Below are 25,198 nucleotides of genomic sequence, written 5' to 3'. Positions count from 1 at the left end.
GTTTTTTTTTTTGTTTGTGTGCTAATTTTTTTGTCGTGGGGGGGGTGGGGGTGGGGGGGGGGGGGGGGGTGTGTTCCCCCTCCCCCACACCCCCCCGGCCCGCCCCCCCCCCCCCCCGCCTCTCTTCGTCGGTCGGTCACCGACGCAGGGTCACTCCCCCGGCGTCGACTTCGCGATCTGCATCAGGAACTCGATGTTGGTGCGGGACTGCTTGAGGCGGTCCAGCAGCAGATCCATCGCGGCCTGCGAGTCCAACGAGTGCAGCACCTTGCGGAGCTTGTGGATGATGGCCAGCTCCTCGGGCGCGAGCAGGACCTCTTCCTTACGCGTACCGGACGGGTTGATGTCGATGGCCGGGAAGGTCCGCTTGTCGGCGATCTTCCGGTCCAGCTTCAACTCGGCGTTACCGGTGCCCTTGAACTCCTCGAAGATGACCGTGTCCGCCATGGACCCGGTCTCCACCAGCGCCGTGGCGATGATGGTCAGCGACCCGCCGTTCTCGATGTTGCGGGCCGCGCCGAGGAACCGCTTCGGCGGGTAGAGCGCGGTGGAGTCGATACCACCCGACATGATCCGACCGCTGGCCGGCGCCGCCAGGTTGTACGACCGGCCGAGCCGCGTCACCGAGTCGAGCAGCACGACGACGTCGTGCCCCAGCTCGACCAGGCGCTTGGCCCGCTCGATCGCCAGCTCCGCCACCGTGGTGTGGTCCTGCGGCGGACGGTCGAACGTGGCCGCGATGACCTCGCCCTTGATCGACCGCTGCATGTCGGTGACCTCTTCGGGCCGCTCGTCGACCAGCACCACCATGAGGTGGCACTCCGGGTTGTTGCGGGTGATCGCGTTGGCGATCGCCTGCAGCACCATCGTCTTACCCGCCTTCGGCGGAGACTGGATGAGCGCCCGCTGGCCCTTGCCGATCGGCATGACCAGGTCGATGACCCGGGTGGTCAGGATGTGCGGCTCGGTCTCCAGCCGCAGACGCTCCTGCGGGTAGAGCGGAGTGAGCTTGTAGAACTCCGGACGACGCCGCGCCTCGTCCGGCTCCATCCCGTTGATCGTGTCCAGCCGCATCAGCGGGTTGTACTTGTCCCGCCGCTGGTCGCCGGTGTTGCCGCCCTCGCGGGCCGCCCGCACGGCACCGGTGATCGCGTCACCGCGACGCAGGCCGTACTTCTTGATCTGAGACATCGAGACGTACACGTCGTTCGGGCCGGCCAGGTAACCGGTCGTCCGCACGAAGGCGTAGTTGTCGAGCACGTCGATGATGCCGGCGACGGGGACGAGCACCTCGTCCTCGCCGACCTGCGGCTCACGGCCGCCGGTCTCAGCGCCGGTGTCCCCGCGCTCGCCACGGCCGCGCCGACGGTCCCGGAAGCGACTGCGCCGGCCACGCCGACCGCCGCCCTCTCCGTCGTCGTCGTCGCTGTCGCGCTCGACCCGCTCGACGCGCTGACCACGGTCGTTGCGGTCGGCCCGCTCCGAACGGTCGTTGCGGTCATTGCGGTCACCACGCTCGGCCGCCCGCTCGCCGCGGTCGTTGCGCTCGGCACGCTCGCCCCGGTCGGAACGCTCGGCCCGATCGTTGCGCTCGGCCCGGTCGCCGCGATCACCCCGGTCGTTGCGGTCACCACGCTCGGCCCGCTCGGAACGGTCGTTGCGGTCGGCCCGGTCGGAACGGTCGTTGCGCTCGGTCCGCTCGGAACGGTCGTTGCGCTCGGCCCGCTCGGAACGCTCGGAACGGTCGTTGCGCTCGGTCCGCTCGGAACGCTCGGAACGGTCGTTGCGCTCGGCCCGGTCGCGGCGGTTCTCGCCACGGTCGGAACGCTCGCCGCCCTCCACCTCTTCGGTGCGGGCCTCGGCGCGCGGTGCCTCCGAGGCGTTGGCCTCGGGGGCACGGGCCTCCGCCGCAGCAGTCCGGCTGCGCCGGGAGCGACCACGGCTCTCGGTCTCGGCGGCCGGCTCGGCCGGCGCCTGGTCGGTGCTGCGACCCTCGGCCGCCGGGCGATCCACGCTCTCCCGCACCTCTTCACGGGCCGGAGCAGCCGCAGCGGCGACCTCGGCACGCGGTCGAGGGGTTCCGGCGGCGTTGCCGCCCTGCCGCTCGGAGATCGCGGCGATCAGCTCACCCTTGCGCATGCGAGCAGTGCCGGAGATGCCGAGCGACGCAGCCAGGCTCTGCAGCTCTGGCAGCAGCATCGCCGACAGACCGGTACCGCTGCGCCGACGACGGGCGGGAGCGGCAGCGGTGGCATCGCCAGCGACGTTGGAAACATCCGACGTCACGTCGGTGGTGTCGCTCAATGGATTCCTTCCCTCGATAAAGGCCGGGACTGCCCGGAGTCGGAACTCAGGTGGCCGGGCGGCCTCGGTGCACCCGCCTCGCAAGGACGCGTCGCGGGAGTCTGTGACACAGCAGCCGGTGGTTTCCCGACCCACCAAAGGGCGGTGGGCAGGTCTCGCCGCCTGCGGCGACCTGTGGAAACTGCGGTGCGGCGTGGGCCTTGGCAGGGGTGACGGGCTGACCGCCGAGAGCTTCGGGGGTGCGCCGCCCCGCAGGAGATCGCGTGCTTCGCGGCTGTGCTAGGTCTAGAGCGTAATCAACTCTTCCGACCTGCGGCAACAGGGTCCCGCTCGGCGTGTCCAAGTCTACCCCGGGCAACCCGTGCGCCGCTGACGTCTATCGGTAACTTCCAGATCTGCCAGTCTGTTCCCTCGTCGAGGCCTGTCGGCGGCTCGCCGAACGCCAGCACACTCGGCCCGGCCCCAGAGACCACAGCCGCCACACCAGCCGCTCGCAACGCTCTGACCAGCGCCGACGTGCCCGGCATCCCGGGTGCCCGGTAGTCCTGGTGCAGGCGGTCGACGGTGGCCGGCAAGAGCAGCGCCGGGTCCGTGGTGAGCGCGTGCACCAGCAACGCAGCCCGTCCCGCGGTCATCGCGGCGTCGGCGTGGGGCACGGTCGCCGGCAGCGCCGCCCGTGCGGTCGCGGTCAGGCCCCGCTCGGAGGGTACGAAAACCGTGGGTCGTACGGCTTCGGCGACCGGCAGGGACACCGCACGGGCGCCGCCCGGCTCGGTCCAGGCCACCGTGAAGCCGCCGAGCAGGCACGGCGCCACATTGTCCGGGTGGCCCTCGATCTCGGCGGCCAGTCGAAGGACTCCCGGCTCGTCCAGCAGTCGCTCGCCGTCCGCGACGAGAGCACGGGCCAGCAGGACCCCCGCGACGATGGCGGCCGAGGACGATCCGAGGCCGCGCGCCTGCGGTATCCGGTTGACGCACTCGACCCCGAGGCCGGCAGGCTGCGCACCCAGGACGTCGAACGTGGCGCGCATCGCCCGCACCACGAGGTGCTGGTCGTCGTCCGGCAGCTCACCGGCGCCCTGGCCGGTGACCCTTACCCGGACCCCGCCGGACGACACCTCGGCGGACAGGTCGTCGTAGAGCCCGAGGGCGAGCCCCAGCGCGTCGAAGCCCGGACCGAGGTTGGCACTCGTCGCGGGAACCCGGACCCGGACCGGCCCAGCGGTGAAGTTCGTCGGCACGCGCTCATGCTAGGGCGCGGCACCGACGATCCGTTGGGTCGCCCGCACCATGGGACCGGACCGCGTCTCAGCCTGCCGGGTCGGGGACCGGTTCGGCGGCCGGATCGGTAAGCGAGAGACGGCGGGTGGCGATCCGCCAGCCGATCGCGTACACGACCGTGACCAGTCCGCAGCCGGCCAGCACCACCCGCTCGTCCACCACGTCCACGACCAGGGCCACTGCCAGTTGACTCACCGAGATGGCCAGCGTCGCGAGCATCATGTCGGTGGCGAAGACGCGCCCGCGCAGCCGGTCCGGCACCTCGCCCTGCAGGGCGAAGTTGGACATCACCCAGTTGCTGCCGCCCGCGAAGTGCGCCACGAACACCAGCAACAGCACCAGCGGGAACCAGCGCACCACCGACGCGCCCACATAGGACAACCCGTAGAGCGACATGGACAGCGCGAGCCCCGGCAGCAGCCAGGACCGGTTGGTCAACACCCGACGCATCAGGATCGGCCCGACCAGGGCACCGGCCCCGCGCACCGCGAAGAGCAGACCGGCCCCCAGCGAGCCGACGCCGTAGACGCCGGCGAGCAGCGGAAACACGGTCAACACCCCGTTGCCCAGACCGACCGCCGACTTGACCGTGACCAGCGCCAGCACCCGCGGCCGGTGGCCGATGTAGCCGAGCGCCTCGCGGACCGCCGACCAGGTCCGCTGCGCCGGCACCAGCGGGTCGCGGGCCGCCTGCAACGGCCGGCGGATTCGCGTGGCGAGGCCCGCGGCCAGTGCCAGGCCCACCGCCGCCACCCAGAAGCAGGCGTACGGGCCGGCGGCCGAGCTGAGCACACCGCCCAGTGAGGCGCCCACCACCGTCATGGTGCCCCAGGCCGAGCCGGCCACGGCGTTACCGGCGGCCAGCTCGTGCGGTTCCAACACGTTCGGCAGCGCGGCCTGGGCGGCGGGCGAGTAGAACGCCTTGGCTACCGCGACGACCCCGATCGCCACCAGCGCCAGCCAGGCCGTGCCGCGGTCGCGGACCCCCAGCAGCAACAGCACACCCGCCAGCGCGGCCACGTTCGCGGCGATCATGATCTTCCGCCGGTCGAAGCGGTCGGCGATGGTGCCGGTGTACGGCAGCAGCAGCGCCACGATGCCGGTGTCCACCGCCAGCACCAGGGCACCCCAGACGCCGCTACCGGTCAGGTGGGGCAGCAGCACCAGCAGCGGCACCATGACGAACCAGTCGGCCCCGAAGACCACCAGCTCGGCGAGGAAGAGGTTGCGGAAACTCCGATTGCCGGTAAGGACCGAAAGGGTGGACGCCACGGACGGGCACCCTACCCGGTCGTCGTCGGGGCTACACCCGCTCCCAGCAGCGACGAGACGGTGACGAAGCGGTACCCGCGCTCCCGCAGGCCGACGATCATGTCGGGGAGGCCGCGCAGCGCGACCAGACGTCGCCGCTGACCGACGTCGTGCCCGAGCAGGATCGTCCCCGGCCGGACGCCGTCCACGATCCGGCGGGCATGGCCGGCCGGGTCGTCGGGAAACTCCCGCTCCACCATCTGCGACGACCAGAGCACCAGCCGGTAGTTCAACCGGGCGGCCGCGTGCAGCACCGCGCCGCCCAGGTGGCCGTACGGCGGGCGGACCAGGCGCGGGGCCCTGCCCGTCACGTCGGTGATCATGTCGTGGGTGCGGCTCAGGTCGTCGTACGCCGCGGCGGCGTCCAGTTGGGCGAGATCCCGGTGCGCCCAGCTGTGATTGCCCACCTCGTGCTCGGCGAGCCGGTCGCGGACGAGGTCGGCGTGCTTGCGGACCTGAGTGCCGACCAGGAAGAACGTGGCGGGCACCCGGTGCTGGGCGAGGGTGTCCAGCACCATCGGCGTCCACTGTGGCGCCGGGCCGTCGTCGAAGGTGAGCGCGACCAGCCGCTGGGTGGTCGATCCCGACCAGACGACCGGCAGCGCGCCGTCGCCGACGTCCTGCGCTCCGTTGCCGACCGTGGCGCTGGGCGGGCCGCCGGCCAGCGGCAGCCGCCGGTGGGTCAACCAGAGATCCGCGCCGCCCGCCCCGGCGGCCGCACCGGTCACCAGCAGAGCGCCGCGGCGCAGCAGGTCGCGCCGGGACCACCCGCGCGCGCCCTCGGTCATGTGCCTGCCTCGCTCGTCCATCCCGACATCTACCAGGAGTATGCAAGACATGACCCACAGCGGAGGGCCGGTCGTTCGATCGGTGTCGCTCGGGCGTGGACGGCAGCGCCCCCGGCAGGTGATCCTGCCGGGGGCGCTGTGCCGATGTCGTCCGACTAGTCCGTCGACTCCGACGGGGGCAGCGGCGACCTGCGGCTGCGCGGCAGCCGCAACACCTCGAACTGGTCGGTGCCGTCCACCAGCGCGCCCGACGGCGCGGGACGGGTCGCTGGGGGCTGCGCGCCCGTGGCCGGCGTCGCTGCCGGTGCGCCCGCCGGCACCGCCAACTGGTTCGGACCGTCCGGCTCGACGCTCTCCGACCCGCTCGGCGCCGTCTCGTCGGACCGCCGCCCACGACGACGCCCCCGCAGCGACTCCTTGGTGTGCTCCACCATCGAGTAGAGCGTCGGCACCAGGATCAGCGTCAGCAGCGTCGAGCTGAGCAGGCCACCGATCACCACGACGGCCAGCGGCTGCGAGATGAAGCCGCCCTCACCGGTCAACCCGAAGGCCATCGGCAGCAGCGCGAAGATCGTCGCGACCGCGGTCATGAGGATCGGTCGCAGCCGACGCCGGCCACCCTCGACAACCGCCTCCTGGACCCCCATGCCCCGTGCCCGGTACTGGTTGATCAGGTCGAGCAGCACGATCGCGTTGGTCACCACGATGCCGACCAGCATGAGCACGCCGATCAACGCCGGCACGCCCAGCGGCGTCCCGGTGATCAGCAGCAGACCGATCGCGCCGGTCGACGCGAACGGGATGGAGATCAGCAGGATCAACGCCTGGGTGAGGCTGCGGAACGTCGCCACCATGATCAGGAACACGATCGCGATGGCGACGAGCACCGCCAGGCCCAGGTCGCCGAAAGCGTCCGACTGGTCGGCGCTGACCCCACCGATGGTGAAGGTCGCTCCCGGAACGTCGATGCCGTCGAGCCGCTTCTGCAGCTCCTTGGTGGTCGCGCCCAGGTTGGACCCGGTCGCCGCACCGGTCACCGAGACGCTGCGCTCACCGTCGATCCGCGTGACCTGCTGCGGCCCCTCGGCCTGCGTGACGTCCGCGATGTCGTCCAGCTTGACCGGTCCGACCGGAAGGGCCCGCAACTCCTCCACCGACACCGGCGCGGCGGAGCTGAGCCGCAGCACCACGTCCTGCTGCCGACCGTCGAGCGCCACCTGGCCCAGCGGAGCGCCACGGAACGCCTGCGACACGAGCTGACCCACGGCGGCCTCGGTGAGGCCCACCCGGCCGGCCGCTACCCGGTCGACGGTCACGTCCACCCGCGGCACGCGTGCGGCGAGGCTCGTGGTGACATCCTCGACGTCCGGGACGTCGGCCATCGCCGTACGGACCGCCTCGGTCGCGCGGGTCAGCACCTCCGGGTCACCGGCCTGGACGACCACCTCCAGCTGACTGGCCGAGGCGTCCTGGCCACCACCGAAGCTGACCTCGCCGACGCTCGTACCGATCTTGTCGAACTCGCGCCGCAGCTCCTCGCGTACCTGCTTGGCGTCCTTGTCGCCGTCGAGCGCCAACGACCAGCTCGCGACGTTGTTGCCGCCGCCGCCCGCCCACGGCGTGTCGCCGCCGCCGGCCGTCACCTGGTACGTCTCGACCCCGTCGATCCGCCCGAGGACCGCCTCGACCTGCTTGGCCGCCGCGTCGGTGGCGGCCAGGCCGCTGCCCGCCGGCAGTTCCTGCCGGAAGCTGAGCGTGTCCTGGCCGGAGTCGTCCAGGAAGTTCGTCTCCAGCTTCTGCGCCAGCCCGAAGGTGGCGAAGAGCACCAGCAGGCCGAGCCCGACGGTGATCCAGCGGGTCGAGCGCTTGCGGGTGGCGAAGCCGATCACCGGCAGGTACGCCCGCTGCAACGGGCTGCGCAGCTCCTTCTCCTCGGCCTCGCGCCGCACCGCCTCGTCGTCGACGGTGCCGCCACGGGGCTTGAGGAACCAGTACGCCAGCACCGGGATCACCGTCAGGGAGACCAGCAGCGAGGCGAGCAGGGCCACCGTCACGGTGATCGCGAACGGTGCGAAGAGCTGCCCGACGAACCCGCCGACCAGCGCGATCGGGGCGAACACCGCCACCGTCGTGAGGGTGGACGCGGTCACCGCGCCGGCCACCTCGCGGACGCCGGTGACGATCGCGTGCCGCTTCTCCTCGCCGTACTCCAGATGCCGTTTGATGTTCTCCAGCACGACGATCGAGTCGTCCACCACCCGACCCACCGCGATTGTCAGCGCGCCGAGGGTGAGCAGGTTGAGCGAGTAGTCGCCGATCCACAGCGCGATCAGCGCCACCAGCACGGAGAGCGGGATGGAGACCGCGGTGACCACCGTCGAGCGCACCGACAGCAGGAAGACCAGGATGACGATGACCGCCATCAGCAGACCGAGCAGACCCTCGGTGGTCAACGACTCGATCGACTTCTCCACGAACGGCGCCTGGTCGAAGACCACCGTCAGCTCAGCGCCGGAGGCGTCCTTCAACTCGGACAGCCGGTCGCGGATCTCGTGGGAGATCTCCACCGCGTTGCCGTCCGGCGCGGCGGTGACGGCGACGCCGAGGCTGTCCTTGCCGTTGGTCCGGGTGATAGCGGTGGCCGGGGCGAGCTGCTGCTCGACCGTCGCCACGTCACCGAGGCGAACCGGGGTCGCGCTGGGCGTGACGATGATGCCGCGCAGGTCGTCCAGGGTGGCGACCGGCGTTCCCACCTGCACCGGCAGGGCCAGACCGCCCGAGGTCACCGCGCCGGCCGGGATGGAGACGCCGTTGGTCTTGAGGGCGGTCCCGATGGCGGTCGGCGCGACCTTCGCCGCGGCCAGCTTCGCCGGGTCCGGGGTGACGACCACGACGTCGTCGCGGGTGCCGGTCACCTCGACCGTGCGGACGCCCTCGATGCCCTCCAGCTCCGGCACCACCGTCGCGCGCAGCTTCTCGGCGAGCGCCCGCTCGTCCGCGCCGCCGGCCGCGGCCAGCACGACCGCCGGCAGGTCGTCGGTGCTGCCCGCGATGACCTGCGGGTCGACGCTGTCCGGCAACTGGGCGTCGATCCGGCTCAGCGCGGTCTGCATCTTGTTGACCACGTCGTCCAGGTCGGTGCCGAACTCGTACTCCACCTGGACCGTGGCCGAGCCCTCGCGGGACGTGGAGGTGACCTTGTCCAACCCCGGAATGCCCTGGAGGGCGTTCTCGATCGGTTCGGTCACCTGCGATTCGACGATCTCGGGTCCGGCGCCGGGGTAGGCGGCCACGATGAACGCGGCCGGGAACTCGAGCGACGGCAGCAGTTGCTGCTTCAGCGACGGCACGGCGAACGCTCCGAACGCCGTGGTCACCACCGCGATGAGGGCGACCAGCCCTCGGTTGGCGAGGCTGAATCTGGCGAGCAGCGACATCGGCCTGGCTCACTCCTGGAAGAGAATGCGGGCGGGGATAGGTGAAAGTGTGCCGGACACCATCACCGGAACCCCCGCCGCCCCCGGGGGCGGCCCGTCGTCGACTGCGGTCGCGCTGTCAGGCCAGGTCGAGGGCCCGCGCCGCGGCCAACGGGTCGTTGCCGATGGTCAGCGGAGCGGGTGCGGTGGAGATCGCCCACTCCGGGTCCTTCAGGCCGTGGCCGGTCACCGTGCAGACGACCGTCGAGCCGGCCGGCACCGTGCCCGCCGCGCCCTGCTGGAGCAGACCGGCCACGCTGGCCGCGCTGCCCAACTCGACGAACACCCCCACCTCACGGGCGAGCAGCCGGTACGCCGTCAGGATCTCCCGGTCGGTCACCGCCGCGATGAGGCCACCGGAGGCGTCCCGCGCGTCAAGCGCCTTGGTCCAGCTCGCCGGATTGCCGATCCGGATGGCGGTGGCGATGGTGGACGGCTCCGGGACCACCTGACCGGTCACGATCGGCGCCGCGCCGGACGCCTGGAAGCCGTACATCCGCGGCGCCCGCGTGGTGGTGCCGGCCGCGAGCTCCTCCGAGTAGCCCATCCAGTACGCGGAGATGTTGCCGGCGTTGCCGACGGGCAGGCAGTGGATGTCGGGCGCGTCGCCAAGCGCCTCGACGATCTCGAACGCGGCGGTCTTCTGACCGTGCAGCCGGTCGATGTTGACCGAGTTGACCAGGGCGACCGGGTGGTCCTGGGCCAGCTTGGCGGCGAGCGCCAGGCAGTCGTCGAAGTTGCCGCTGACCTGGAGCAGCTTCGCGCCGTGCACCAGCGCCTGGGCCAACTTGCCCAGCGCGATCTTGCCCTGCGGCACCAGCACGGCGCAGGTCAGGCCGGCCCGGGCGGCGTACGCCGCGGCGGAGGCGCTGGTGTTGCCGGTGGAGGCGCAGATGATCGCCTTGTTGCCGGCCTCGACCGCCTTCGACACTGCGACGGTCATCCCCCGGTCCTTGAAGGAGCCGGTGGGGTTGGCGCCCTCCACCTTCAGATAGACGTCACAGCCCAGCCGGGCCGAGAGCACGGGCGCCGGCAACAGCGGCGTGTTCCCCTCGTGCAACGTGATGACGGGCGTGGCCGCGGTGACGGGCAGCCGATCCCGGTACGCCTCGATCAGACCCCGCCACATGTCGCTCTCCTCGCTGTTACCGCAGCTCCGACCCGAGCACCAGGTCACCCTGGACCACCCTGCCGGAGCCATCGATGGCACACCCCGGGTTACCCATCTGGCGGGACGCCCGAACCGCCCCGCCGGACCAACGACTCAGGCGCCGCCCTCGACCCGTAGCACGCTCGTCACCGATCGGACGATGTCCAGACCGCGCAGCTCACCGACGGTCGCGGCGAGCGCGGCGTCCGGCGCCACGTGGGTGACGATGACCAGTTCGGCGTCGCCGTCCCGGCCCGGGGCACCGCCCGCCGAGCCCTGGCGCACCGTCGCGATCGACACGTCGTGGCGGGCGAACACGCTCGCCACGGCGGCCAGCACACCCGAGCGGTCGGCCACGTCCAGGCTGACGTGGTAGCGGGTCAGCGCCTCGCCCATGGGTCGCACCGACAGGTCGGCGTACGCGCTCTCGCTGGCCGCGCGGACCCCGGCGAGCCGGTTGCGGGACACCGCCACCACGTCGCCGAGCACGGCGCTGGCGGTCGGCGCGCCGCCCGCGCCCCGGCCGTAGAACATGAGCTGCCCGGCCGCGTCCGCCTCGACGAAGACCGCGTTGAACGCGTCGCCGACGCTGGCCAGCGGGTGGCTGCGCGGAATCATCGCCGGGTGCACCCGGACGCTGACCGTCTCCTGACCGGACACGTCGACGCCCCGCGCCGCGATGCAGAGCAGCTTGATCGTGCAGCCCATCGCCTGGGCGCTGGCCATGTCGGCGGCGGTCACCTCGGTGATGCCCTCACGGTGCACGTCCGCCGCGCCGACCCGGGTGTGGAACGCCAGCGAGGCGAGGATCGCGGCCTTCGCCGCCGCGTCGAAACCCTCCACGTCGGCGGTGGGGTCGGCCTCGGCGTACCCCAGCTCGGTGGCCTCTTCCAAGGCCTCGGCGAAGCCGGCGCCGGTGGCGTCCATCGCGGAAAGGATGAAGTTGGTGGTGCCGTTGACGATGCCGGTGACCCGGTTGATCCGGTCGCCGTGCAGCGACTCGCGCAGCGGGCGCAGCAGCGGGATGGCGCCGGCGACGGACGCCTCGTAGTAGAGGTCTCCGCCGCCCTCGGCGGCTGCCTCGTGCAGGGCCACGCCGTCCTCGGCGAGCAGCGCCTTGTTGGCGGTGACCACGCTCTTGCCGGCGCGCAGCGCCTCGACCAGCCAGGTCCGGGCCGGCTCGATCCCGCCGACGACCTCGATGACCACGTCCACGTCGTCGCGTTTGATCAGGCCGAGCGCGTCGGTGGTGAACAGACTCTCGTCGATCGGCAGGTCACCGCGGTCGCGGCCGAGCCGGCGGACGGCGACGCCGGCGATCTCCAGTGGAGCGCCGATGCGGGCGGCCAGGTCGGCCGACTGCTCGTGCAGCAGCCGGACCACCTCCTGGCCGACCGTGCCGCAGCCGAGCAGAGCCAAGCGCACAGGTGACGTCATCCCACATCCAATGCCAGCAGGTCCTCTTCGGTCTCCCGCCGGACGATCAGGCGCGCCTGGCCGTCGCGTACCGCGACGACCGGCGGCCGGGGCACATGGTTGTAGTTGCTGGCCATGCTCCGGCAGTACGCGCCGGTGCCGGGCACCGCGACAAGATCTCCGGGCTGCACGTCGGCGGGCAGGAATTCATCCTTCACCACGATGTCCCCGGACTCACAGTGCTTTCCCACCACGCGGGCGAGCAACGGTGCCGTGCCCGAGGCGCGCGAGGCCAGCGTCGCCGAGTAGGACGCGTCGTAGAGGGCGGTTCGGATGTTGTCGCTCATCCCCCCGTCCACGCTGACGTACGTCCGGATGCCGTCGAGGTCCTTGACCGTGCCGACCTCGTAGAGGGTGAACACGGCCGGTCCGACGATGGCCCGGCCCGGCTCGATCGACAGGTGGGGGACGGCCAGGTTCTCCGCCGCGCACTCCGAGTCGACGATCTTGCGGAGTCGCTTGGCCAGGTCCTGCGGAGTGGCCGGATCGTCCTGCGTCGTGTACGCGATGCCGAAGCCGCCGCCCAGGTCCAGCTCGGGCAGCTCCACCCCGCGCGCGTCGCGGATCTGCGCCTGGAGGGCCAGCACCCGACGGGCCGAGACCTCGAAGCCGCTGGCGTCGAAGATCTGCGAGCCGATGTGCGAGTGCAGGCCCCGCAGCTCCAGCACGTCCTCGTCGAGGATCTTGAACGCGGCGTTGGCCGCCGCCCCACCGGCGAGCGAGAAGCCGAACTTCTGGTCCTCGTGGGCGGTGGCGATGAACTCGTGGGTGTGCGCCTCGACGCCGACCGTGACCCGGACCAGCACCCGGGGCCGGACGCCCCGCTCGCGGGCCAGCGCGGTGAGCCGGTCGATCTCGGTGAACGAGTCGACGATGATCCGGCCCACCCCGGCGTCCAGCGCCCGGCCCAGCTCGGCGACCGACTTGTTGTTGCCGTGGAAGCCGATCCGCTCGGGCGGCATCCCGGCCGAGAGCGCGGTGGCCAGCTCACCGCCGGTGCAGACGTCCAGGTGCAGGCCCTCCTCGGCGATCATCCGGACCACCGCCCGGCAGAGGAACGCCTTGCCCGCGTAGTAGACGTCCTCGGTCGGAAACGCCGCCCGGAAGTCGCGGCACCGCGAGCGCAGGTCGGCCTCGTCGAGGACGTACACCGGGGTGCCGAACTCGGCGGCGATGTCGCGGACGCTCAGGCCCGCGACCGCGACCGCGCCGTCCGCGCCGCGCGTCACCGACCGCGGCCACAGCGCCGGCACGAGGGCGTTGACGTCGACCGGGGTACGCAGCCAGGCCGGCCCCTGGTGGCTGATGTCAGCGTGCAGCGCACCAGCCTCGTGAGCGCGCATCGTGTTACATCCTCTCCGGGGCGGATACGCCGAGCAGGTGCAGGCCGTTGGCGATCACCGTGCGGGTGGCGTTGTTGAGCCACAGCCGGGCGCGGTGCAGGTCGGTGATCTCCTCGTCGCCGAACGGCAGCACCCGGCAGTTGTCGTAGAACCGGTGGAAGGAGGCCGCGACGCTCTCCTCCAGGTAGCGGGCCACCCGGTGCGGTTCGCGCAGCTCGGCGGCCGTGGCCACCACGGCCGGGAACTCGGCGAGCGCCTTGAGCAGCTCGTTCTCCTTCTCGTGCTCGAGCAGCTCGGGGCGGAACGCGTCGGCGTCGCCGGGCACCAACCCCACCTCGGCGGCGTTGCGGGCCACGCCCGCCGTCCGGGCTGCCACGTACTGCACGTAGTAGACGGGGTTGTCGCGGGTCGCCCGGGTCCACAGCTCGATGTCGATGTCGATCGGCGAGTCGCTGGAGTAGCGGGCCAGCGCGTACCGGGAGGCGTCCACGCCGATCGCGTCGACCAGGTCCTCCAGAGTGATCACGGTGCCGGCACGCTTGCTCATCCGCATCGGGGCGCCGTCGCGCAACAGGCTGACCAGCTGCCCGATGAGGATCTCCAGGTTGCGCTCCGGGTCGTCGCCGAAGCAGGCCGCCATCGCCTTCATCCGACCGATGTAGCCGTGGTGGTCGGCGCCCAGCATGATCACGACCCGCTCGAAGCCGCGCTCCCGCTTGTCCAGGTAGTAGGCACAGTCCGCGGCGAAGTACGTCCACTCGCCGTTGGACTTGCGCAGCACCCGGTCCTTGTCGTCACCGAAGTCGGTGGTCCGCAGCCAGGTGGCGCCCTCGGACTCGTACAGGTGCCCCTGCTCGCGCAGCCGCGCCAGCGCGAGGTCCAGCTCACCCCGGTCGTGCAGGTCCTTCTCGTTGAAGTAGGTGTCGAACTCCACCCCGAAGTCGCGCAGCGACGAGCGGATCTCGTCGAACATCAGCGCGACGCCCTCGACCCGGAACACCTCCTGGGCGGCGGCGTCGTCCAGGCCGAGCAGGTCGGGCCGGCGGGCCTGCACCTCGGAGGCGATCTCGGCGATGTACGCGCCGCCGTAGCCGTCCTCCGGCACGGCCTCGCCCTTCGCGGCGGCCAGCAGCGACCGGGCGAACCGGTCGATCTGCGAGCCGGCGTCGTTGAAGTAGTACTCGGTGCCGACGTCGGCGCCGGTCGCGCGCAGCAGCCGGCTCAGCGCGTCGCCGACCGCCGCCCACCGGACGCCGCCGATGTGGACCGGGCCGGTCGGGTTGGCCGAGACGAACTCCAGGTTGATCTTCTCGCCCGCGAGCCGGTCGCTGCGGCCGTACTCCGCGCCGGCCTCGACGATCACCCGGGCGAGCTGGCCGGCGGCGGCGGCGTCCAGCCGGATGTTGAGGAAGCCCGGCCCGGCGATCTCCACCGATTTGACGCCCGGTGCCCGACCCAGCTCGTCGGCCAGGGCGGCGGCCAGCTCCCGCGGCGGGACGCCCACCTTCTTGCTCAACTGCAGAGCGAGCGTGGAGGCGTAGTCGCCGTGCTCGGGGTTGCGCGGTCGCTCCACCGCCGTGCGCTCCGGCAGCGCGGCGTGATCCAGGCCACGGTCGGTGAAGACGGCGTGGGCGGCGGTGAGGACGACCGAGGCTAGTTCTGCAGGAGTCACCCAACCATGTTATCGGGGGTAGACTCGGGCACTCGGCGGCTACCCTGCGCGTCAACCGGCCCGCCATCTCCCCTGACCGACCGACCTGACGAGGCACGATGAGCATCAGCACCCCGGGTGGCCCAGAGCGCCGCCCGACCGTGGTCAGCACCGGCAAGAAGCCGGCTGCGGGCCGGCCGGCGTCTGACGCCAAGGCCGGTCCCGGCAAACCGGCGGGTAAGCCGGGAGGCACCCCGCGGGCAGGTGGCAAGGGTCCCCGCAAGCCGGTCACACCGGTCAAGGTGAGCCAGGGCCGGGCCTGGGGCCCGATCGCGCTCTTCGTCGCCGTCGGCGTCCTCGCGGTCGCCATCATCGGCTACGGCTCCTGGGCCGCGTTCCAGGGCTCCAAGCCGTGGGACAAGAAGGCCAACGCCATCGACAGCATCGTGAACATCCGCAAGTCCGACCCGGACAGCCTCAAGTACGAGGCGCACAAGGCCGGCCCGCTGACCTACAAGTACTCGCCGCCCGTGGGCGGAGTGCACAACGCCGCCTGGCAGAACTGCATGGGCGACGTGTACGACGCCCCGATCGCCAGCGAGCACGCGGTGCACAGCCTGGAGCACGGCGCGGTGTGGATCACGTACCGCCCCGACCTGCCCAAGGACCAGGTCGAGAAGCTCGCCGGCAAGGTGCGTGGCGTCGAGAAGACGCTGATGAGCCCGTACGAGGGCCTGGACAAGCCGATCTCGCTCCAGGCGTGGGGCTACCAGCTCAAGGTCGACAACGCCGACGACAAGCGGATCGACGAGTTCATCAAGGACCTGCGGGTGAACGCCTCCGTCGAAGGCCCGACCGCGCTGTGCAACCAGGGCGTCACCGCCACCGGCACCACGCCGCGCGAGCTCCAGCAGCAGCCGCCCACCCAGTAAGGACGTCGATGACAGCCCCCACCACCACCGACAGCGAGTACGACGAGGCCGAGGCCGCCCTTCAGGAGGGCGGCCGGGCCCCGGCGCGGCGTTACGGGGTGCTCGCGCTGGCTGCCCTGCTGGTGGTGGGGTTGCTGCTCGGGTACGCCGGCGGCCTGCTCACCCCCCGGCTCACCCGCCCCGGTGACGCCTCGGTCGAGGCGGGCTTCGCGCGGGACATGACGACCCACCACACGCAGGCCGTGGAGATGAGCCTCATCGCGTACCGGTCGGCCACGCTGCCCGAGGTCCGCCAGATCGCCGTCGACATCGCCACCGGCCAGCAGGGCGAGATCGGCGCCATGCAGACCTGGCTGCGCGAGTGGGGGTTGAGCCCGACCGGGTCGCAGCCGCCGATGTCGTGGATGTCCGACGGCGCCGCCGTCAAGGACGGGCTGATGCCGGGCATGGCGACACCGCAACAGATGGCCGCGCTGCGCGACGCCAAGGGTGTCGAGGTCGACCGGCAGTTCCTGACCCTGATGTACAACCACCACCTCGGCGGGATCCACATGATCGACGCGGCGCTGGCCGAGACCGACAACGCCGAGGTCGTACGCGTGGCCGAGACGATGAAGACCACCCAGCAGTCCGAGCTGAACAACCTCCGGCAGCTCCAGACGCAGGCCAAGGGCTGACCCCTCCGCACGGGCACACCGGGCCCGCGTCACCGCCGCACGCGTCGGCGGGGCGCGGGCCCGGCCCGTATCCGGCCGCCGCCCGAGCGGGGCGCGGCGGGCGCGATCTCAATGATCGACTCGGCTTCCTGGAAAGTGGGCTATCAGCGCGGCCTGGACACCCCGGCTTCCGAGAACCCGAGTCGATCACAGCATCCACAGGCCTCCCGGCAACCTTTGCGCCCCATACGTGCCGATTCGTCACTTGTGGGCGTTTTACGTTGGACGGGCGATTACGTTGCTTAGAGAGTTTTCTCCACACATATCGTGACCAGTTGTGATTCGTGCTCGTTGCCCAAGACGTGGGGGTTGCACTCAGAGACGCACGGCGCTCGGTAACCAGTTGGTGCCGACGCCACACCATCGGCGGTGACGGGGCGGTGGCAGCCGTCCGTCGCGGACAGCGGCAGGGCGAGCCGGGAATGCTCAGCCGCGACCAGGAACTCGAACTCATCGACACACTCCGGGGCGTCCACCCCGACGAATTCGGCCTCGACGAGGAGCTGTGGACGCGGCAGAGCCTCACCACGCTCATCCAGCGCCGGTTCGACCTTCCGCTGGACGTGGGCGCCGTCGGGGCGTACCTGCGGGCCTGGGGGTTGGGTCCGCGCGAGCCGCGCGAGCGCGCCTGCGGTCTCTGCGTCAGCGCGGTCGAGCGGTGGGTACGCAGCGAGTACCCGACGATCACCCGGACGGCCCAGGAGCACCTGGCCGAGGTCTACTGGATCGGGCGGGTACGGCTGCGCGGCACGATGCCGGCCGCCGACGTGATCTCCGCTGTGTCGTCCCGGGGTCGGGTGCGTTTCATGATCACGACACCGACTGTCGACCCGCCGCTCCCCCGCGACTTCGTGCTGCGGCTCAGCGGCGAGGAGCAGCGCACCGTCCATCTGATCGTGGACGGGTCCTGGCCCCGCAACGAGTGGCCGCGGCGGCTGCCCCGACGGATCGTCCTGCACCCACTGCCCAGTTGCGGGCGGGCGGTAGCGGCCTGAGCACCGGGTGGGCCGGTAACCGACACGATCGGCCCACCCGATACCGATTCGGCGTACGCCGGGGAGGTTTGCTAGTCTTCTCCAGTCGCTGAGCCCCCGTAGCTCAGGGGATAGAGCACCGCCCTCCGGAGGCGGGGGCGCAGGTTCGAATCCTGCCGGGGGCACAAGCTTTCGCGCTCCATGTCCGCTGAGAAGCGCGGACCTGGGGCGCTTGTCATTTCTGCCCCGGGGCCGAGCCCCGGACCCCACGCATCCGGCGCAGGCTTGCGCCGAACCGCAGCGGGTGACCGCCACATCGCCTGCCCCGGACCGCGCCGGGGATGGCCGCCGCACCGCCTGCCTCAAACCCACGCAACCGGGGCACAGGACCGCGCCGAACCACTCCGGCGCACCAGCGCTGCCCCGCACTCATGGACCCCGCCGGCCAGCGCCCGTCGATCTTGCAGTTTCTGTTGTCGTTGTGGGGTGAATGCGCCTTATGTCGCCACCGAAAGTGCAAGATCGCGGAGCGGCACCCGGCCCGCGTGCACCGTGGAGCGACGCCGGCCCCGGGCTGCACCCGTGGAGCGGCACCCGGCCCGCGTGCATCGTGGAGCGACGCCGGCCCGGGCCGCACCGTGGAGCGACGCCGGCCCCGCCTGCATCGCGGAGCGCGACCTGCCCCGCTGCGTTGCAGGGGGCGAGCGGGGTCAGGCGTTGACGTACTTCGCCAGGTGTTCTCCGGTGAGGGTGTTGCGGGCGGCTACCAGGTCGGCGGGGGTGCCTTCGAAGACGATCTGGCCACCGTCGTGGCCGGCGCCGGGGCCGAGGTCGATGATCCAGTCGGCGTGCGCCATGACCGCCTGGTGGTGCTCGACGACGATCACCGAGGTGCCGGAGTCGACGAGCCGGTCCAGCAGGCCGAGCAGTTGCTCCACGTCGGCGAGGTGCAGGCCGGTGGTGGGCTCGTCGAGGACGTAGATGCCGCCCTTGTCGGCCATGCGGGTGGCCAGCTTGAGTCGCTGCCGCTCGCCGCCGGACAGGGTGGTCAGCGGCTGGCCGAGGCTGAGGTAGCCGAGCCCGACGTCGACGAGCCGGTCGAGGATGGCGTGCGCGGCCGGGGTACGGGCGTCGCCCGTGCCGAAGAACGCCTCCGCCTCGGTCACCGACATCGCGAGCACCTCGCTGATGTCCCGGCCGCCGAAGCGGTATTCCAGCACGGACGCCTGGAACCGCCGCCCCTCGCACTCTTCGCAGGTGGCGGCGACACCGGCCATCATCCCCAGGTCGGTGTAGACGACACCGGCGCCGTTACAGCCGGGGCAGGCACCCTCGGAATTGGCGCTGAACAGCGCGGGCTTCACCCCGTTGGCCTTGGCGAACGCCTTGCGGATCGGTTCGAGCAGACCCGTGTACGTCGCCGGGTTGCTCCGCCGGGAGCCGCGGATCGCGCTCTGGTCGACCGACACCACCCCGTGGTTGCTGGAGACCGAGCCGTGGATGAGTGAGCTCTTGCCCGAGCCGGCCACGCCGGTCACCACCACGAGCACACCGAGCGGGATGTCGACGTCGACGTCGCGCAGGTTGTGGGTGTTCGCTCCCCGCACGGCGAGCGTGCCGGACGGTGTACGCACCGACGACTTCAGCGCGGCCCGGTCGTCCAGGTGCCGCCCGGTCAGGGTGTCGCTGGCGCGCAGCCCCTCGACGGTGCCCTCGAACACCACCTCGCCCCCGCCGGTGCCAGCGCCCGGGCCGAGGTCGACGACGTGGTCGGCGATGGCGATGGCCTCCGGCTTGTGCTCCACGACCAGGACGGTGTTGCCCTTGTCGCGCAGGCGCAGAAGTAGGCCGTTCATCCGGGCGATGTCGTGCGGGTGCAGCCCGATCGTCGGTTCGTCGAAGACGTACGTGACGTCGGTGAGCGACGACCCGAGGTGGCGGATCATCTTGGTGCGCTGCGCCTCGCCACCGGAGAGCGTCCCCGACGGCCGGTCGAGTGACAGGTAGCCCAGCCCGATCTCCTCGAAGGAGTCGAGGAGGTGTTGCAACCCGCTGAGCAGCGGCGCGACGGACGGCTCCTCGACCCCTCGGACCCAGGCCGCCAGATCGCTGATCTGCATGGCGCAGACGTCGGCGATGTTCCTGCCGGCGATCTTCGACGACCGGGCCTCGGCGCTGAGCCGGGTGCCGTCGCAGTCGGGGCAGGTCGTGAAGGTCACCGCCCGGTCCACGAAGGCGCGGATGTGCGGTTGCAGCGTGTCGATGTCCTTGGAGAGGAACGACTTCTGGATCTGCGGGATCAGGCCCGAGTACGTCAGGTTGATGCCGTCGACCTTGATCTTGGTCGGTTCCCGGTGGAGCAGGTCCTGCAACTCCTTCTTCGTGTACTTGCTGATCGGCTTGTCCGGGTCGAAGTAGCCGCAGCCACGGAAGATCCGGCCGTACCAGCCCTCCATGCTGTAGCCGGGGATCGTGATCGCGCCCTCGTTGAGGGACTTGCTGTCGTCGTAGAGCGCGGACAGGTCGAAGTCGGTGACCGCGCCCATGCCCTCGCAGCACGGGCACATGCCGCCCAGGCGGTTGAAGGTCGCCTTCTCGGTCCTGGTCTTGCCCGCGCCGCGCTCCACGGTGATCGCGCCGCTCGCCCGGACCGACGGGACGTTGAACGAGAACGCGTTCGGCGGACCGATGTGCGGCTGCCCGAGCCGGCTGAACAGGATGCGCAGCATCGCGTTGGCGTCGGTGGCGGTGCCGACGGTGGAGCGGGCGTTGGCCCCCATCCGTTCCTGGTCGACGATGATCGCGGTGGTCAGCCCGGCCAGCACGTCGACCTCGGGCCGGGTCAGCGTCGGCATGAAGCCCTGGAGGAAGGCGCTGTAGGTCTCGTTGATCATCCGCTGCGACTCGGCGGCGATGGTGCCGAACACCAGCGAGCTCTTGCCCGAGCCGGAGACGCCGGTGAAGACCGTCAGACGACGCTTCGGAAGCTCGACCGTGACGTCCTTGAGGTTGTTGACGCGAGCACCCTGCACCCGGATCAGGTCGTGGCGGTCGGCGACGTGTGCCGCGGGCGAGTCCGTGGCCTTGCTCATCGTCTCTCCATCTGCTCGGGGGGTGCGGGGTCCGGTCACGGTACAGGTGGCCGCGTGACCTGCGCTTCTCGATTCCTGATGGGTCTGGTGACCTGCTTCGCGGTGCAGGACGGCAGCCCGGCCGTCGCGAGCGCCGCCTCCCGCCGGTAGGTGCTCGGCGGCATGCCGACCAGCTCGGTGAAGCGGGTGCTGAAGGTGCCGAGCGACGAGCAGCCGACCGCGAAACATACATCGGTGACGCTCAGGTCGCCACGACGCAGCAGGGCCATCGCACGCTCGACACGCCGCGTCATGAGATAGCTGTACGGCGATTCGCCGTAGGCGAGCCGGAACTCCCGGCTGAGGTGCCCGGCCGACATGTGGACGCCCCGAGCCAGCGCCTCCACGTCCAGCGGCTGTGCGTACTCGCGGTCGATGCGGTCACGGACGCGACGCAGCCGCGCCAGGTCGCTGAGGCGCTGGCTCTCCGTGGATCGGCTGGTCACCCGCAAAATCGTGCCACAGAACCCCGACAAGAAAGGCCCGCCGGACGGCCGAGCCGGACCCGAGCCGCGCGGCGGCGGGTGGGGCGGTCGTCGGGGCGTACCGTCAGGTGGCCTCGCGCCGGGCGCGGGCCCGGCGCTTGCCCTCGTGCATGGCCTGCACGCGGGCCACCGGGGTCGTGCGGCCCTCCGCGACCAGGTCGGCGGGGATCCGCTGGGGTTCCGGCAGCAGCGCGAGCCACGGATCGGTCCCGGCGAGCAGCGACGGCGCCGTCCGGATGGTGAAGTCCGCCGGGGTCACCTCGGTCAGGTCAGCCCAGTCGACCGGGAAGGACACCGGCATGCCGGGCCGCAGTCGCGGGCTGTACGCGGCCACGACCGTCGCGCCGCCGGAGCGGGTGGCGTCCACGAAGACCTTCCCGCCCCGGTCCTCGCGGATGTACGCCGTGGTGGCGAGCGCCGGGTCGAGCCGTTCGGCGCGGACGGCGAGGGCCCGGGTGGCGGCGGCCAACTCCTCGGCGGTGGCGTCACCGGTGACCGGGACGAACACGTGCACGCCCTTGGCGCCGCTGGTCTTGACCGCACCGGCCAGGCCGGCGTCGGCGAGTGCCTGGCGGACCAGCAGGGCCGCGTCGACCGCCGCCCCGAACCGGTCGCCCTCGGGCGGGTCCAGGTCGAGCACCAGGTGGGTCGGTCGGTGCGGGTCGGCCGCCGTGGCCAGGGTCGGGTGGTACTCGACGGCCCGCTGGTTGGCGAACCAGAGCAGGGTGCGCCGGTCGTCGCAGAGGGCGTACGAGATCTCCCGGTGCGACGCCTCGGCCCAGACCGACGTCCGGCGTACCCAGTCCGGGGTGTAGCGGGGCAGGTTCTTCTGCATGAACGGCGGCTGACCCGGGCGGACCCTGATCACCGACAGCGGCCGGTCGCGCAGCTGCCCGAGGATCGGCTCCCGGACCGCGTCGAGGTAGTCGACGAGGTCGCGCTTGGTCGCGTCGTCACGGTCGGACAGCGGCTGGTCCAGGTTGGTCAGGGCCACGCCGTCGCGGGTCTCGTCAGCCTCACTCACCCGATCACCCTCGCGGCCTCGGCGTCGGCGGTCAACCGGACGCGGCGCTCGGAGGCCTGCCGATTTCGAGGCCCACGGTCGGCGACCGGCCCGTCGACCGGTCCGTCGACGTCGGGTCGCGGCCCGCCCGGCCGGCGCGGCACCGTGCACAGCGCCAGCAGCAGGGCGGCGAGCATCAGGGCGGCGGCCACCGCGAACGCCACCCGGTAACCGCCGGCCAGAGCGGCCGCCTCGGCCCGGCCGGCGGCCCGCAGAGCGTCGCTGCGGGACGCCGCCAGGGTCGCCAGCGCCGCCAGGCCGACCGCCCCGCCGACCTGCTGGGTGGTGTTGGCCAGACCGGAGGCGAGCCCGGCGTCGGCGTCGGTCGCGCCGGCCATGGCCAGCGTGGTGACCGCCGGCAGGGTCAGACCACCAGCCAACCCGAAGATCAACATCGCCGGGAGTACGTCGGTGCGGTAGCCACCGTCGGCGGACAGCCGGGCGAGCAGCAGGAAACCGACGGCGGCCAGACCGAGCCCGGTCACCAGCACGGTTCGGGCGCCCCAGCGGGCGATCAGCCGGCCGGCCAGTCCGAGCGACACCACCGCGATCACCACCGGGGTGGGCAGGAACGCCCAGCCGGTCGCCGCCGCGTTCAGCCCGAGCACCAGTTGCAGCTCCACGGCGAGCAGGAACTGGAAGCCGAAGAACGCTGCCACCATGAGGAACTGCACGGTGTTCGCCGCGAGCAGCCCCGGGACGCGCATAAGTCGGGGAGGTAGCAGCGGGGTGGACGCCACGCCCTGGCGCACCGCGAAGCCGCCGAGCAGCAGCGCGGCGAGTGCCACCGCGCCGAGGGTTCGCGGACTGGTCCAGCCGTGCTCGCCCGTCCCCACGATGCCCAGCACGGCCGCCATCAGGCCAGCGGTGGCGAGCAGTGCGCCCGGCACGTCGAGGCCGGCCCGCAGGCCGATGCCCCGTTCGGCGGGGAGTCGGCGGACGGCGGCGAGCAGGATCCCCGCCCCGATCGGGAGGTTCACCAGGAAGATCGAACGCCAGCCGGCCAGCTCGGTCAGCACTCCCCCGGCCACCGTACCGATCGACGCGCCGGCCGCCCCGGTGAAGCTGTAGACGGCGATCGCGCGGGCCCGCTCGGCCGGCTCGGGATAGAGCCGGACGATCATGCCGAGGCTGACCGCCATGGCCAGCGCGCCGCCGACGCCCTGGCCGAACCGCGCGCCGACGAGCAGAGCCGGCCCGGTGGCGAGCGCGCAGGCCGCCGAGGCCACGGTGAACAGCACGACGCCGGCCAGGAAGACCCGGCGTCGACCGAGCAGGTCACCGAGGCGGCCGGCGAGCAGCAGCAGGCCGCCGAACGCCACCAGGTAGGCGTTGACCACCCAGGCCAGCCCTGCGGCGGTGAAGCCCAGGTCGCGTTGGACGGCGGGCAGGGCCACCGACACGACACTGCCATCGAGAATGATCATGAGACTGCCGGCGCAGAGCACCAGCAGTGCCGGCCAGCGGGACGGGGAGACTCGGTCCATGGGGCCCCTCCTTGGTGCACGGTTTGTTACCGACGCCATCGTCTGTGACCATGAGCGGGAGCGGAAGGAGGCACTGTTGTGTCCCAGAGGAACAGCGATGTGTCCGCGCCGGTGGAGGCCGAGCTGACCTGCTCACCCGGGAACGTGCCCTTCACCCCCGGGCAGGCCCGGGCGTGCACCGTCCGCGAGGTGCTCGACCGGGTCGGCGGCAAGTGGAGCATCGGCATCCTGGTGGCGGCCTCGCACGGCCCGGTGCGCTTCACCGAGCTGGAGCGGCACATCGAGGGCATCAGCCGTCGGATGCTCACGCTGACCCTGCGCAACCTGGAACGCGACGGCCTGCTGCACCGCACCGTCTACCCGACCGTGCCACCGAAGGTCGAGTACGTGGCCACCCCGATGGCGCTGGAGCTGTACGAGTCGCTGGTGGCACTCACGAGTTGGGCCGAACGGCACCGCCGGGCCATCGCCGAGGCGCGGACCAGGTACGACGCCGAGCACGCCGACTAAACGGGCAGCGGGTGTGGGGAACACCACGTGGCTTGTCTGACCGATCGGTCAGGGCCTGACCGATCGGTCAGGCATGCTGGTTCACGGAGGTGGACCGGTGATGGCCAGAGCGGTATCCGAGACGCACGGTGAGATCCTCGCCGCGGCGGCGCGACGATTCGCGGTGACCGGATACCGGGGCACCTCGTTGCAGGACATCGCCCGCGAGGTCGGTTGCTCCAAGGCCACCGTGCTCTACCACTTCGCCAACAAGGAAGCCCTGCTCGCCGAGCTGATGGCACCGGCCATCACGGTGCTGACCGACCTCGACGACCAGCTCAGCGGGTTGACCGGCGCGGCCGCCCAGGAGGTCGCCGCGGTCGGCTTCGTCGACCTCGCGGTCCGATTCCGGCGGGAGATCGCCGTACTGCGCGGCGAGTTCCCGGAGCTGCTCCGCCAGCCGGCCTTCGCTTGCATCCAGCAGATCTCCGAACGGCTGCGCGACGCGCTGGCCGGACACTCCGACCGTCCGAGCGCCCGGATCATCGCCGTGGTGCTGCTGGCCGGCATCTCCGAGGCGTGCGCGGAGTTCGTCGACGTCCCCGAGGACGACCTGCGCTCCGCCCTGCTCACCCTCGTCCGGCGGGCCGTCGAACCCGTCGGGACACCCCTGCCCCAAACACCCATGACCGAGGACAAGGACTCCTGATGGCCACCCTGCTCTACCGGCTCGGCCGGGGCGCGTTACGCCGGCGACGGCTCGTCGTCGCGCTCTGGCTCGTCGTACTCGTCGGCGCCGGCCTCGCCGCGGCGACCCTGCGCGGCCCGACGGCGAGCAACTTCACCATGCCCGGCACCGAGAGCCAGCGGGCGCTCGACCTGCTCGCCGAGCAGTTCCCCGCAGCCAGCGGAGCGACCGGCACAATCACGATCAAGGCGCCCGCGGACGGTCAACTGGCCACCCCGCAGGGCCAGGCCGTGGTGCAGGAACTGGTCCAGCAGGCCGGGACGCTGCCCGGCGTCGTCGGCGCGGTCAACCCGCTCCAGGTCGGGGCCGTCTCGCCCAACGGTCGGTACGCGCTGGTCCAGGTCCAGTTCGCCACCGGCGCGGACGAGGTGACCGACGAGCAGAAGACCGCGT

19 protein-coding genes and 1 tRNA gene are annotated in these 25,198 nt (G+C 71.7%); 7 read left to right on the top strand and 13 right to left on the bottom strand.

Going from position 1 to position 25,198, the window contains the following annotated elements; all coding sequences use genetic code 11:
* Positions 1 to 150 precede the first annotated feature (150 nt).
* The 9 genes from rho to argS form a co-directional block, all read right to left on the bottom strand.
* The gene (gene rho, locus ABZV06_RS29760) at positions 151 to 2,304 is read right to left on the bottom strand and encodes a transcription termination factor Rho (protein WP_355625529.1); all 2,154 of its coding nucleotides are present in this window, start codon (positions 2,302 to 2,304) and stop codon (positions 151 to 153) included.
* 296 nt (positions 2,305 to 2,600) lie between these two features.
* Positions 2,601 to 3,545 (bottom strand): homoserine kinase, encoded by a 945-nt coding sequence (gene thrB, locus ABZV06_RS29755; protein ID WP_355237463.1) that lies wholly within the window; start codon positions 3,543 to 3,545, stop codon positions 2,601 to 2,603.
* A 67-nt stretch (positions 3,546 to 3,612) separates the two neighbouring features.
* Positions 3,613 to 4,857 carry an MFS transporter gene (locus tag ABZV06_RS29750; protein ID WP_355237460.1) on the bottom strand — a complete coding sequence of 415 codons (1,245 nt, stop codon included), beginning with the start codon at positions 4,855 to 4,857 and terminating at the stop codon, positions 3,613 to 3,615.
* A gap of 11 nt (positions 4,858 to 4,868) precedes the next feature.
* Positions 4,869 to 5,684, bottom strand: a complete 816-nt coding sequence (locus ABZV06_RS29745) for a polysaccharide deacetylase family protein (RefSeq protein WP_355625527.1) — start codon at positions 5,682 to 5,684, stop codon at positions 4,869 to 4,871.
* Positions 5,685 to 5,839: 155 nt separating this feature from the next.
* A complete protein-coding gene (locus ABZV06_RS29740) occupies positions 5,840 to 9,121 on the bottom strand; it encodes an efflux RND transporter permease subunit (RefSeq protein WP_355625525.1) in 3,282 nt (1,093 codons plus the stop codon).
* 118 nt (positions 9,122 to 9,239) lie between these two features.
* Positions 9,240 to 10,289 (bottom strand): threonine synthase, encoded by a 1,050-nt coding sequence (gene thrC / locus ABZV06_RS29735; protein WP_355237451.1) that lies wholly within the window; start codon positions 10,287 to 10,289, stop codon positions 9,240 to 9,242.
* Between the two features lie 135 nt (positions 10,290 to 10,424).
* Positions 10,425 to 11,735: a homoserine dehydrogenase gene (locus ABZV06_RS29730; protein ID WP_355625530.1), complete on the bottom strand. Its 1,311-nt coding sequence runs from the start codon at positions 11,733 to 11,735 to the stop codon at positions 10,425 to 10,427.
* Positions 11,736 to 11,743: 8 nt separating this feature from the next.
* Positions 11,744 to 13,129 (bottom strand): diaminopimelate decarboxylase, encoded by a 1,386-nt coding sequence (gene lysA / locus ABZV06_RS29725; protein ID WP_355237448.1) that lies wholly within the window; start codon positions 13,127 to 13,129, stop codon positions 11,744 to 11,746.
* Positions 13,130 to 13,133: 4 nt separating this feature from the next.
* Positions 13,134 to 14,801, bottom strand: a complete 1,668-nt coding sequence (gene argS, locus ABZV06_RS29720) for an arginine--tRNA ligase (protein WP_355625523.1) — start codon at positions 14,799 to 14,801, stop codon at positions 13,134 to 13,136.
* 98 nt (positions 14,802 to 14,899) lie between these two features.
* Here argS and ABZV06_RS29715 point away from each other — a divergent pair, with 98 nt between their 5' ends.
* From ABZV06_RS29715 to ABZV06_RS29700, 4 genes are all read left to right on the top strand, one after another.
* A complete protein-coding gene (locus tag ABZV06_RS29715) occupies positions 14,900 to 15,712 on the top strand; it encodes a DUF3105 domain-containing protein (RefSeq protein WP_355237443.1) in 813 nt (270 codons plus the stop codon).
* 8 nt (positions 15,713 to 15,720) lie between these two features.
* Positions 15,721 to 16,389: a DUF305 domain-containing protein gene (locus tag ABZV06_RS29710; protein ID WP_355625521.1), complete on the top strand. Its 669-nt coding sequence runs from the start codon at positions 15,721 to 15,723 to the stop codon at positions 16,387 to 16,389.
* 341 nt (positions 16,390 to 16,730) lie between these two features.
* A complete protein-coding gene (locus tag ABZV06_RS29705) occupies positions 16,731 to 17,423 on the top strand; it encodes a winged helix-turn-helix domain-containing protein (protein ID WP_355237437.1) in 693 nt (230 codons plus the stop codon).
* A gap of 92 nt (positions 17,424 to 17,515) precedes the next feature.
* Positions 17,516 to 17,587, top strand: a tRNA-Arg gene (locus ABZV06_RS29700).
* Between the two features lie 525 nt (positions 17,588 to 18,112).
* Here the strand turns inward: ABZV06_RS29700 and ABZV06_RS29695 are convergent.
* The 4 genes from ABZV06_RS29695 to ABZV06_RS29680 all read right to left on the bottom strand — a co-directional run bounded on the left by ABZV06_RS29695 (position 18,113) and on the right by ABZV06_RS29680 (position 23,568).
* Positions 18,113 to 20,494 carry an excinuclease ABC subunit UvrA gene (locus ABZV06_RS29695; protein ID WP_355625520.1) on the bottom strand — a complete coding sequence of 794 codons (2,382 nt, stop codon included), beginning with the start codon at positions 20,492 to 20,494 and terminating at the stop codon, positions 18,113 to 18,115.
* Between the two features lie 35 nt (positions 20,495 to 20,529).
* Entirely contained in the window at positions 20,530 to 20,979 is a 450-nt protein-coding gene (locus ABZV06_RS29690; protein WP_355237432.1) for a helix-turn-helix transcriptional regulator, read from the bottom strand.
* A 103-nt stretch (positions 20,980 to 21,082) separates the two neighbouring features.
* Positions 21,083 to 22,042: an ATP-dependent DNA ligase gene (locus ABZV06_RS29685; RefSeq protein WP_355625518.1), complete on the bottom strand. Its 960-nt coding sequence runs from the start codon at positions 22,040 to 22,042 to the stop codon at positions 21,083 to 21,085.
* Positions 22,039 to 23,568, bottom strand: coding sequence for an MFS transporter (locus ABZV06_RS29680; RefSeq protein WP_355625517.1), 1,530 nt, complete (start codon positions 23,566 to 23,568; stop codon positions 22,039 to 22,041). The genes ABZV06_RS29685 and ABZV06_RS29680 overlap by 4 nt, the downstream gene beginning before the upstream one ends.
* A 123-nt stretch (positions 23,569 to 23,691) precedes the next feature.
* Here ABZV06_RS29680 and ABZV06_RS29675 point away from each other — a divergent pair, with 123 nt between their 5' ends.
* The 3 genes from ABZV06_RS29675 to ABZV06_RS29665 form a co-directional block, all read left to right on the top strand.
* Positions 23,692 to 24,078 (top strand): helix-turn-helix domain-containing protein, encoded by a 387-nt coding sequence (locus tag ABZV06_RS29675; protein WP_355052881.1) that lies wholly within the window; start codon positions 23,692 to 23,694, stop codon positions 24,076 to 24,078.
* Between the two features lie 100 nt (positions 24,079 to 24,178).
* Positions 24,179 to 24,766, top strand: coding sequence for a helix-turn-helix domain-containing protein (locus ABZV06_RS29670; protein WP_355237423.1), 588 nt, complete (start codon positions 24,179 to 24,181; stop codon positions 24,764 to 24,766).
* Positions 24,766 to 25,198: MMPL family transporter (locus ABZV06_RS29665; RefSeq protein WP_355625515.1), on the top strand; the 433-nt coding region annotated here is incomplete at its 3' end. The genes ABZV06_RS29670 and ABZV06_RS29665, both read left to right, overlap by 1 nt.

The sequence above is a fragment of the Micromonospora sp. NPDC005172 genome (assembly GCF_040608555.1).
GTDB lineage: Bacteria > Actinomycetota > Actinomycetes > Mycobacteriales > Micromonosporaceae > Micromonospora.
This window is presented reverse-complemented; position numbering and strand designations above follow the sequence as displayed.

What these genes read in the sequence shown, in the direction of transcription:
- lysA (WP_355237448.1), bottom strand. Translation starts at nt 13,129, where the DNA reads ATGCGCGCTCACGAGGCTGGTGCGCTGCACGCTGACATCAGCCACCAG.
- ABZV06_RS29715 (WP_355237443.1), top strand. Translation starts at nt 14,900, where the DNA reads ATGAGCATCAGCACCCCGGGTGGCCCAGAGCGCCGCCCGACCGTGGTC.
- ABZV06_RS29710 (WP_355625521.1), top strand. Translation starts at nt 15,721, where the DNA reads ATGACAGCCCCCACCACCACCGACAGCGAGTACGACGAGGCCGAGGCC.
- ABZV06_RS29740 (WP_355625525.1), bottom strand. Translation starts at nt 9,121, where the DNA reads ATGTCGCTGCTCGCCAGATTCAGCCTCGCCAACCGAGGGCTGGTCGCC.
- ABZV06_RS29745 (WP_355625527.1), bottom strand. Translation starts at nt 5,684, where the DNA reads ATGACCGAGGGCGCGCGCGGGTGGTCCCGGCGCGACCTGCTGCGCCGC.
- ABZV06_RS29670 (WP_355237423.1), top strand. Translation starts at nt 24,179, where the DNA reads ATGGCCAGAGCGGTATCCGAGACGCACGGTGAGATCCTCGCCGCGGCG.
- thrC (WP_355237451.1), bottom strand. Translation starts at nt 10,289, where the DNA reads ATGTGGCGGGGTCTGATCGAGGCGTACCGGGATCGGCTGCCCGTCACC.
- ABZV06_RS29680 (WP_355625517.1), bottom strand. Translation starts at nt 23,568, where the DNA reads ATGGACCGAGTCTCCCCGTCCCGCTGGCCGGCACTGCTGGTGCTCTGC.
- ABZV06_RS29695 (WP_355625520.1), bottom strand. Translation starts at nt 20,494, where the DNA reads ATGAGCAAGGCCACGGACTCGCCCGCGGCACACGTCGCCGACCGCCAC.